Origin of the sequence: Mucilaginibacter sp. PAMC 26640 (assembly GCA_001596135.1) — a bacterium.
GTDB lineage: Bacteria > Bacteroidota > Bacteroidia > Sphingobacteriales > Sphingobacteriaceae > Mucilaginibacter.
The window spans coordinates 3,869,390-3,880,519 of record CP014773.1 but is presented as its reverse complement, the minus strand read 5'-3'; the positions used below and the strand labels follow the sequence as shown (position 1 = coordinate 3,880,519).

Annotated in this window: 7 protein-coding genes and 1 tRNA gene; 2 read left to right on the top strand and 6 right to left on the bottom strand. The window is 42.1% G+C overall.

What is annotated here, in order from left to right; genetic code table 11:
• Nucleotides 1-8: 8 nt before the first annotated feature.
• A tRNA-Lys gene (locus A0256_16765) sits at nt 9-84 on the top strand.
• A 269-nt stretch (nt 85-353) separates the two neighbouring features.
• On the opposite strand, the gene A0256_16760 is transcribed toward A0256_16765, so the two are convergent.
• The 5 genes from A0256_16760 to A0256_16740 form a co-directional block, all read right to left on the bottom strand.
• Nucleotides 354-1,502: a hypothetical protein gene (locus A0256_16760; GenBank protein AMR34594.1), complete on the bottom strand. Its 1,149-nt coding sequence runs from the start codon at nt 1,500-1,502 to the stop codon at nt 354-356.
• 117 nt (nt 1,503-1,619) lie between these two features.
• Entirely contained in the window at nt 1,620-2,630 is a 1,011-nt protein-coding gene (locus A0256_16755) for a hypothetical protein (protein AMR32951.1), read from the bottom strand.
• A 10-nt stretch (nt 2,631-2,640) separates the two neighbouring features.
• Nucleotides 2,641-4,143: a hypothetical protein gene (locus A0256_16750; GenBank protein ID AMR32950.1), complete on the bottom strand. Its 1,503-nt coding sequence runs from the start codon at nt 4,141-4,143 to the stop codon at nt 2,641-2,643.
• A gap of 11 nt (nt 4,144-4,154) precedes the next feature.
• Nucleotides 4,155-7,256: a hypothetical protein gene (locus A0256_16745; protein ID AMR32949.1), complete on the bottom strand. Its 3,102-nt coding sequence runs from the start codon at nt 7,254-7,256 to the stop codon at nt 4,155-4,157.
• 249 nt (nt 7,257-7,505) lie between these two features.
• Nucleotides 7,506-8,528: a LacI family transcriptional regulator gene (locus A0256_16740; protein ID AMR32948.1), complete on the bottom strand. Its 1,023-nt coding sequence runs from the start codon at nt 8,526-8,528 to the stop codon at nt 7,506-7,508.
• A gap of 824 nt (nt 8,529-9,352) precedes the next feature.
• Here A0256_16740 and A0256_16735 point away from each other — a divergent pair.
• Nucleotides 9,353-10,522 carry a hypothetical protein gene (locus A0256_16735; GenBank protein AMR32947.1) on the top strand — a complete coding sequence of 390 codons (1,170 nt, stop codon included), beginning with the start codon at nt 9,353-9,355 and terminating at the stop codon, nt 10,520-10,522.
• A gap of 73 nt (nt 10,523-10,595) precedes the next feature.
• Here the strand turns inward: A0256_16735 and A0256_16730 are convergent, their stop codons facing one another.
• A complete protein-coding gene (locus tag A0256_16730) occupies nt 10,596-11,030 on the bottom strand; it encodes a histidine kinase (protein AMR32946.1) in 435 nt (144 codons plus the stop codon).
• Nucleotides 11,031-11,130 lie beyond the last annotated feature (100 nt).

Sequence of the window (11,130 nt, the reverse complement as noted above, 5' to 3'; positions counted from 1 at the left end):
TATGGAACGACTTGGTAGCTCAGCCGGTAGAGCAACTGACTCTTAATCAGTGGGTCGAGAGTTCGATCCTCTCCCAGGTCACCTTTTTGAAGCCTTTCAGCGTAAGTTGAGAGGCTTTTTTAATGCCTCTTTTATGCCGTTTACGTTATTCATTAGCTAGGCCATGCATGATTTATGGCAATACTTTCCGCAGCTTGGAATTGGCTCTTCAACAATACTATCACTTTTGAGAAAAACAGTTTATACATTATTTCATTGTATTTGGTTACGGCAATTATTAAAATTAAAGGCCCCAACTTGCGCCGGGGCCTTTTAAATGCTGATTAAGAGCGTAAACGCATGCTAAAGCAGTATTAATTTATCGGGTCTGGAGGTGACGGATGTTTGGGGTCGTATATCGCTACACCAACCCGTGAATCTGCACAGCCGTAATATAAGAACCACTTTTTCTTAAAGTAAACCATACCTTCTATAAAAACCGTTCCGGCCGGGTATTGCCCACTTTTTTCAAAGGATGCCATCGGACGCATAAAAGGCACATCAAGACGGGTGATTGGTTTAGATGGGTCGTTTTTATCAAATAGAGCCTGGCCAGCGCAGTATGAATTCGCAGTAAAGCGCTTATCCCTGTCTTCATTCGATTTATTTTTACCATTATAAAATAGGATTATTCCTTTATCTGTAAGTAATGCAGGTGGACCGCATTCGGTCAGATCGCTGTCAAAGTAACCTTTTCGGGGAGAGATCAGTTCCTTTAACGTGCCATCTTCGTTTACAACAGGAGCCCAATCCACCAGGTTTGATGAGGTCGCACCGAATACATGGAGCTCCCCCCAGTACATCCAGTACTTACCGTTTATTTTAGTAATTACCTGTTTGCCACCTGCTATCTTAGTGAGAATGGACGCTGATTTATGGGCAATATTTACAAATTTACCATTGTAGGCATCTTCAAATATAGGCCCATGTTTGGTCCAGTGTTTTAAATCTTTTGAAGTAGCAACACCAAGCCTCGGCGTTTCACGATTCCATTGTGTGTAGAACACTACATAGGTACCATTTTTGGTAACTGCAACACGTGGATCCTCGCAGCCCCCCGGCCACTCATATTTCTTTTGGTTATCATTCGCCGGATAAAATACCGGTGTTTTTGAACGTTTAAAGTGCAAGCCATCACTGCTCGAGGCATAACCCAAACGGGAAGTACGGAACCCTATGCCAACACCTGATTTATCTTCGGAACGGTAAAGCACCACGATTTTACCTTTTAAAAGTGCAGCAGCTGGATTAAAAGTATCATTAGACTCCCACCCTACCAGCTTTTGTAAGATAGGATCCATGAACCTGGTAGTACTGTCTGGAGAAATGATAGGATTGATACCCACTGGTCGTTCAAAACCGCCAAACGCCCAGTCGGGCAAACGATTGTCCTGCGCGTAAACTCCAAACGGAATCAGCACAGTAATAACTAATATTCTAAAAAAAATAAAGGTGTTTTTCATGAAAAATTTCTTGTTCAGCATATACAATTTTATTACTAATTGTGACCATACCGGAGACCTGAAAGATCGAATCTGGAAGTCACCGATATGGATACAATATAGTCTACTTATAAAGAGTTACGGTTGTTCTGTTGTGTAAATAGATAACACTTCCGCATCAGTTAGCGCACGGTTGTAAAAACGGATATCATCCATCGATCCTTTAAAATAAGAAGTACCCTTCATGCTCTTCGGCAGGCTTTGGCCAATCACAAGATTTACAGGCGAAGGAATAGTAACCGGTGTGCCGGTTACTGCCGCTGTTTTAACCAGTTTTTCGTTTATGTAAAACTTCATTGTACCGTTTACATATGATACGCTGATATAAGTCCAAACATCTGCGGGTACAACTCCCGGGTTACTGTCTACGTCGTGGTAACCGTTATCACCTTTAAAAGTCAAAAATAAAAAGTTGGCGCCCTGCAGTTGAAACTTGAATCCGTTATATGTATTTAACGAAAACATATAATTATCCGGATTGGTTTCATGACGCTTTACCCACATACTAATCGTGAACTCTTTAGGGTTAAGATCGGCGGTGTAAGGTACCTCTATGTTAGAACCATTCTGAAAATCAAATGCATTATCTGCCTGGTTATAACGGTCGGCCACTAATTTTGGAAGCGTATTGCCATCTGTTGTAGAGTTGATAAAACCGGTCATCAAAATTCCGTTGTGGCCATGGCCGGATACATCATTGGCATTCCCTGTAAATTCCCATTTCGCAATAAGATTTTCTGTAGATACATCCTGGATCCTCCTTGATTTAAAAGCGGCCACTGCCCGGTTCAAGTTTGCAGTAGCGTTATCAACTTCTCTTTGGGTGTATTGAGAGGCTTCTTTAGTTACTATCGCCAGGTCAATCGCGGTTTTCAGTTCAGTACGGGAACCTACTGCATAATAGCCGGCTCTTTTACCTTCAATAGAATTGGTGTATAAAGCATTAGCTGTATCAATCGCAATGCTAATAGTAGCTTTATCGGCATTATAGGATTGTTGCGTTTTAGCATCCTTTTTGCAAGCAGCAAAGTTAAACAGCAGTGCCACTATTAATGTGGCTATCCCCGCAATTTTTTGATATGTCTTCATGGATTTAATATTATTTTCCTAATAATTTATTTGTTGATACCTCGCTGAAAGGAATTGGGAAGAATTTGTTGGTAGTAAAACTAAAGTTCGGCACATCCCTTAAAGCATTGGTTGCGTAAGTGTTACCGTAACGAATGATATCATAAAAACGGCCAAATTCCAATGCTAACTCAGACCTTCTTTCCCTGCGAATAATAACACGCAGCTGAGCTTGATCGGTTGTTGTGATATCCGGCAATAAACCGTCGGGTACCGTACCCGATCCCGGTAAAGAAGTATCGTTTAAATAGCTTTCTCTCGCCCGTTTACGCACTTTATTGAGCGGAACAAGGGCGGCAGCAGGATTATTAGATTCGTTAAGTGCCTCTGCTTCAATTAGTAATATGTCTGCAAAACGCAGTACCTCAATATTCAGGTTACCATCACCTTTAGTAGCTACCGGCACTTCAGAAAGCGGCTGAATATGTTTTTTAGTTATATAACCTGTGGCACTCCAGTTTGGATCAAAGGCACTGTCGAAATAGGGATGACCTGCACGTCCCACTGTATAATCCAGGCGAGGATCTACAACGCCGGCAGATGACTTTTCAAAATTATCTACCAGGCTTTGCGTAGGCTGGAAAAAACCATAGCCATTTAAGGCGCCGCGGGGTGCAAAAGCCTGGTTTAGCGCATTACCTTGCTTAGGGCTAAGGCCCGCTGTGTGCAGGATGGAAAATATCGCTTCTTTGTTGTTTTTTGTGCCTGCACTAAAATTATCTGTAAACTTAGCAGTTAAAGCATACCCCAATGCTTCTACCTGCTGAGCAGTTTGCGCTGCTTCGGGATATTTGGCTTCAAACAGGTAAGTCTTAGCCAGTAAAGCTAACGCTGCACCCTTGGTAGCTCTGCCAAGATCAGCGCCTGTCCATGCTGTTGGCAATGCTGCCGCAGCTTCCGTACAATCTTTTTCTATCTGCGCGAAGATCTGTGCTTGCGGTACTGCAGGTGCATCCAAATTATCAGCTGTAGCCACCTGCAGGCGCAACGGGATATCGCCATAATTGATGGTTAACATAAAATAATAGTAAGCCCGCAGAAATTTAGCCTGCCCTATATATAAGGCTTTGTCGGCATCAGATACGGCTTTGTTATCATCCGGCAAACCCTCTAATACAAAGTTCGCTTTAGAGATACCGTCGTAATTCCTCCCCCACACCAGCCCCAATGCCGAATTGGTATTTAGTATATTGAAATTATTGATATTATCGATATCTGCCTGGTCGCCGGTTAAACCGCCTTTTATAGCATCGTCTGATGCTACATCACCAAGTACCCATTGTTCATTTGAAAAAGCACCAGTATAGTTTAAGGGCACATAGGCCGCGTTAACGCCTGATTTTGCATTGGACGAAGAATTAAAAAAAGTTGCAGATGGATAAGTACCCAAAGGAGGTTGGTCCAAAGCCTTTTTGCAACTGCCTGCAGACAGGAATAAACCGCCTGCCAGGATTATATATAAGTATCTTTTCATGATTGGTAAAATTAAAAGTTTGCGTTAAACCCAGCAGTAAAGGTGCGTGCCGACGGATAAGTCCCAAAATCGATGCCTACAGCGCGTGCACCATCACCTGCTGAGTTGCTATTGGTGTACATCTCCGGGTCGATACCGGTGTACTTGGTTACCGTAAACACGTTTTGCGCACTAACAAAGATCCTAACGGATGATAACTTAATTGCTTTGGTGATACGATCACTAATGGTATAGCCTAACTGAACGTTTTTTAAACGCAGGTAAGAGCCACTTTCCAGGAAGCGGGAGGACGGGCGTTTGTTATTGGTTGCCCCGTTCCATGACAGGCGCGGAAACTCATTCGAAGTTCCTTCGCCTGTCCAGGCCTGTGTAGCTGCCCTTTCGGTAATATTAAAGGCACGGTAAAAACCTTCGATATCTGTATTTACCTGGTTGTACAATTTATTGCCATACACCCCCTGGAAAAACAGACTCATGTCTACCCCTGCATAAGAAAAGTTGGACGTTAATCCATAAGTGAATTTAGGAATCGGGCTACCTGCATAAGTACGATCATAGCGGTCATCTATCACACCATCAGGCACGCCATTTGGTCCGCTGATATCTTTGAACATCACATCACCAGGTTGAATGCCGGGTCCCTGGTAAGCATGTGTAAATACCTGCTGTGCATTTTGGAAGATCCCTTCCTGTTGCAACAGGTAAAACGCGCCAATCGGATGGCCAACATCTGTTTGTGTAGCGTAATAATCGTTATCGATACGACCGCCTACAAGTGGTGCACCGCCAGCTAATGACGTCACCTTATTTTTAACCGTAGCGAAATTGCCGATAAGGTCATATTTAAACTTGTCACCTATGGTGTTGTGGTAACCTAACTCCAACTCGAAGCCCTGATTACGTACGCCGCCTGCATTCACGTACGCGGCACCCGCCCCGCCGGTGCTTGATGGTTTTGTTGGCGGTAACAATACACCTGATGTATTTTTGATGTAGTAATCGGCAGAAATAGTTAAGGCACTGTTAAACAATCCTAAATCCAAACCTACATCTGTCTGCGTGCTTGTTTCCCACCGCACATTTGGGTTTCCTAACCTGGTTATAGAGTTACCAAGATTGCTGGTCCCGCCGAAAGGATAGTACCCTGTGTTATTGGCCAGCGTTGCGTAAGCATATTCGTCTATCTGTTGATTACCCAGTTGGCCTATCCCTGCCCGTAATTTTAATAAGCTGATCGTTTTGTTGTCCTTCAGAAAATCTTCCTGATCTATTCTCCAACCTAATGAACCGCCGTAAAATTCACCATAGCGGTTACTGGGGTCCAGGCGCGATGATCCGTCACGTCTTACGTTAAAGGTTGCCAGGTATTTGTTATCATAGGCATAATTAATGCGGCCAAAAATGGAGAACAACGCCGAATGCACCTGGTTACTTCCGTTTAGCTGAGGGCCCTGGCCAAGGCCAAGGTATTGAAAAGGAGCGCTTTGGTCTGCAAATGTAGTTTGCGATGCACTTAGCGCCCTACTGTTACTTTTAATCACCTCAGTACCTAAGAGAAAGTTAAATACATGTTTCTTAGCCAGTGTCCAGTCGTAAGTAGCGGTGTTGGTCCAGTTGTAATCAAACAGGTTGGTGTTTGACTGTGCCAGGCTATTCGGGGAGTTTAACTTACGGTCTATACCCCAGGTGGCAAAAAACTGCTTGTAATCGGTAATTAAAAAGTTAGTACCAAAATCTGTTCTTATTTTCAGGTTTTTGATGGGTTTCAGTTCCAGGAATATGTTGCCTAAAACAGAATAGTTCATAAAGTTACGGTTGTAATTATCAGCAAAACCTACAGGATTTAAGCCGTCACCAAAAAAACTGGGGTACTGCGGCAGATCGACAAAATCTCCATTGTCATTCCGTACAGGCGTTGCCGGCGTACGGAATAACGCATAGCGTAAAACACTGGCACCGGGGTTACCTGCGCCAAAACCGTCGCCTGATGTACCCACCTGGCGGTTTTTAGCATACCCAAGATTTACATTTGTACCCACAGTAAGATACCTGGATAGATTACTGTTGATAGCTGTACGCAAATTTAAACGGTTGAACGATGAGTTTTGAACCAAGCCATCTTGGCCAAAATAATTGGCAGAAACGATATACGTCGTATTATCATTACCACCGCTGATGGAGGCCTGCACATTGCTGATCGGTGCCGGGCGCAATACTTCTTTTTGCCAGTTCACATCTGGCAGGCCTGCTATAACATCTGCCGGGATTAACGCGCGGCCGTCATTTGTAGCAGCAGTATTGTAAGCGGCAACATATTGAGCGGTATTGGCCATTTTTATTAAATGCTGCGAAGTTTGTACCCCGGTATAAGCATTCACGTTGATTCGGGGTTTGCCGCTTTTACCTTTTTTGGTGGTTACCAAAACTACCCCATTAGAGGCACGTGCGCCGTAGATAGCTGCCGATGAGGCATCTTTTAACACGCTGATCGACTCGATGTCATTCGGCGAGATCTCATTGATCCCGTTTTTGGTAGGGATGCCGTCGATAACATACAGCGGACTGTTGTCGTTAAGAGTACCTACCCCGCGGATGCGGATGTTAATCCCGTCGCCGGGTGCCCCTGTCGATTGCGTAACCGACACACCTGCGGCTTTACCCTGCAGTACCTGGTCGGCCCCTCCTACCGGAAGGTTAGCAATATCGCTGCTTTTAACAATCGACACCGCGCCGGTTAAATCAACCTTTTTCTGTGTTGCATAACCAACCACAACCACCTCATTAAGGCTACTGCTTGATGCCGCCAATTTGATAAGCATGGGTGCATCAAAGTTGGCATTTACCGTTTGGGTAATGTATCCGATGCTCTTAACTTCCAGCACTGCACCATCCGGTGCGTTCAATTTAAAGCTACCATTTATATCGGTGGCTACTCCGTTGGTGGTTCCTCTAACTTGAACCGTAGCACCAATAACGGTTTCATTAGTAGCAGCATCCAGTATTTTACCGGTGACTGTTCGGCTCTGAGCCCGGCTCTGCAAACCGAGGCCGAGGATAAAGAAAAAGCAAACTAGTATTGCCTTTCCTCCTTTTTTAAAAGTAAAATTAATCATAAGCGATTTATATTGAAGTTGATAGAATTTTTTCTGGAAATCTGAAAACTAAACGCGCCAAACAGCCCCATCTTAAAACTAAGAAGCTATAGCGTATAAAGGACATAAATATTGATATAACAGTCTGTTTTTCAGGATCCTGCACAAGATGCAGGTGTATTAAATTACTGGAAGACATTATGTATTAGTTAAATTGGTGCCCAAACCTAGAAAAACTAAACGGATTTAGCAAATTATAAAAAAATATATTTACTGCTTTTTTAATGATGACTTACGGATAATGAGTTCAGGTTCCAGCATTTTTTGAATGCTTGGGCCTGTGTAAGCACCATCTCCCATTCTTTTGAACAGTACATCAATCAACTGCTCTGATAATGCTTTCATTGGTTGTGAAACCGCTGTAATAGGCGGATTAAAGACTTTAAAAAATGCATGATCGTCGAAACCAACCACGGCCACATCGTCCGGAATGCTTAAATTTTGCCGGTTTAAGGCTTCAAAACCCTGTAATGCTAAATAATTAGTTGCAAATAGAATGGCATCAACATCCTTGTTTTTAATGAGAAAGTTGGAAATCTGTTCAATAACTTTCTCTGGTTTTAAAGTGAATTTGATGGCTAGCACGGTCGGCTTCATGCCTGTAGCGGCAACAGCCTGTTGGTATCCCCTGAGCCTTTCCACCATTTGCGTCTGATCAGATGCAAGGGTAACAAAGGCAATTTGCTTGAAACCTTCCCCAGCTAAATGCTCTACCGCTATCTTTGCCCCTTTGAAATTATTGATGATCACATAATCAGTATCGATTTCCGGAAAATACCTGTCGAACAAAACGAACGGGTGATTTTGCTTTAACAGAAGAGATACATCTTCTTCAATACCTTTTGGTGCTGTGATGATAAAGCCATCCACGTTTCTGCCTTTGAACATATTGATCAGCTCTACCGTTTTTTTTGGGTTATCTTCTGTACTGCAGTAAATTATTTTGTAGCCTTTTTTATACGCCCGTTCTTCAATTAGGCGGGCGACACTGGAGAAAAAGGCATCCGCAATATCTTCAACAATAAGTCCTATGATCTTAGATTTACCGGTTCTCAAGCTTTGTGCCAGCGCGTTACGGTTATAATTTTTTTCCTTTACATAATCCAGCACTTTGGTAGTCAACCTGTCGCTGATTCTCATTTCTTTGGCCTTGCCATTAATAATAAATGAAATCGTAGCTTTTGAAATATTTAACTCACGGGCGATATCGTCCATTGAAATTTTCTTATTCATAAACTCCCTGTTTTTTAGGCTGCTAATGTAAAGTAATTAGCAATTGTAACGGAATTTTTTTTAGCGACCAGGACGATAACATCCGGGATTTCTTGTTTTATAAAAATTTGCAACTTGCTGTTTACATCAAGTTGAAGGGCTTGGAGTCAAGCTGTTTAGTTTGGCTTAATTCCTGAAAGGCTACCAATCAAAATATTGTTTCGATAGTGAAATTAGCACGGCCTCAACATTATGTTACAAGATACCAATCACCAAACAGCAAGGGTTAAAACTTCGATAATAAATGTTGAATTGCTTACAAATTTAGCATCACTGAAGTGTCAAGGCCACTAAAATTAATTTAGATTTGATTTCCCGGTGAGATTTTTTTTTCAATTTGAATTCTATTAGTTTAGGTTGGCAATATTATATTTATTGCCCTATTCAGTGATAAATTTTTAATGATTAACGAAATTTATCAATATGGCGATAAAGAATAACCTTTTAACTTTCAATTATGGAGTTTTCCGCAACAAATATAATTTAAATGGCCCCCTGGAGCCCTAAACGCGCGATCCATTTTAAAATTGATAGGTGTTTTTACACAAATTTACTGTGATCGGCATATCTGTGTGACGAATTATCGCTTGAGAAAGCGTAGCAATTTTATTTCATGTTAAATATCAGCTATTTATAACGCATATATTTATGGGCGGATTATAAGTTAAGAAATGTGCATAACTTATTTTGTAAAAAGATTGCAACGTTCCATTATTCAAGCAATTTTATTTCATTTTAATTATATATTTGATACTTCACAACCTCTTAAATCCCTTTAATTATCTATGGAACTGAGCATTTGCAATAAATACATGGCGGAAGCTGCTAATTTTATTTTTGAGCAGGAAGTTTATGATTTTTTGCGTGCATGGATTCGGAATCCTAAAGGTGAAACTTTGCTTCAATTCGATCAGTCGTTGGATGAATACCTTAAAAATGACGCATTACGCGATTTCTTTTTAAATACGGAGCACCCGCTAGAGGAATTATTAAAAAACCCAGTTATTGCATCTCATCTCGGCAGGCCATCAGATAGCGTATACTTTAACCCAATGAGTGGCGACCCATTATTAGCTGCTACCGAAGAGCGAATTTACAACCTTGCGCGCCGCATGGATAGTGAGAAGATGCATGTGCCATTCAGGTTCATTTATCCCAATAAACAAACCGAAGCTGGCGACACTGCGCACATAGCTACCTATCCACTCGATTCGGAAGAGATGCGCTACAACAGTGGTAATCATTTTACCAGTCGCCCGGCCAACAATAATGTTTTTGATGAAAACAGCAGGCGCTGTGTTGCTAAAGAAGAAGGCAATTTACATGTATTGTTCAAACGTGGTTTCCTGGAAGAACGCTTACTGGAGGTAAAGGAACTTACTACTGTTATGCACGCTGAAGGGGTAACCGAACCGCAGTTCTTCGTAATATACAGCAGGCATTCGCCTACAGAAGGGCATTTTGGTACATCGCTTGTCATAATGGATCCGCCCAACCCGGATTTTCCGCCACGCGTATTGGTTTGTGACACGTTGTTGAAAGAATTGCCACATCACCCAAGGTGGTGGAATCATTTTATTGCCGAATATTCGAATGTATTTGGCGATGCAATAGCAGAAATTATAGAAGACCTCTCCCATCCGCTTCAAAAGGTAAATATTAAGGGAGATCATCCCTATCGTCACGACTGGGATTGCCCCTACTACGCTGCAAGTATGGCGGATGCTTTGGCCGATATTGTAAAGATGGCTCCCGAACTGCTGTTAAAAGGAAGCGCAGCTGATATCCATAATGCGATGAAAGATCTGATGCCGGATTATTATCATCAAGACCGTGAAATTAAAGACCGACAGACTATTCAAAAAATCAACCGGCTTAAGCGCTGGAATAGTGGCCGCGAGCTGATCAATGAACTTGTATCCGAAATTACCCGACAATCCTCTTACGAATTTTAAATCCGCGAGAAATCAGACTTAGTATTTACCAGGGCATCAAGGCCGAGCTTCGATATCTGCTTCAGCTTTAGTACTAGGTTGCATGGATATAGCTATGCAATTGATCTATGGTTTCTTTTTGCGAATGGATGGTTTCATAAACCACATCATTGATTGAAATGATGCCGCAAAGTTTATCCGCATCATCAAAAACGGGCAAGTATCGGATATTACTCTCGCTCATAATCAACATGCAATTATCTACAGTGGAATTTGGTGTGATGCGCGGCAGGTTAGTTGTAATAATATCACCGGCAGTGGTGTCGTCTGAGTGCCTACCCATCAATATGATTTTACGGGCGTAATCACGTTCGGTAACAAGGCCGATATACGATTCGTTTTTGGTTACTACAACTGATCCGATGTTCTTCTCGGCCATCAACTTTAGCACATTTAATACAGTGGTATCAGCGGGTACAGCAATAACCGCACTCCCCTTGCGGGCAAGGATGTGTTTAACGCTTTTCATAAAGTATACAGGTTTAATTGGATGATTGAATTTACAAATAAGTAATTATAAAACAACAGGTTATCACTATTATTTTAAATTTATTTCATAAACTGAACAA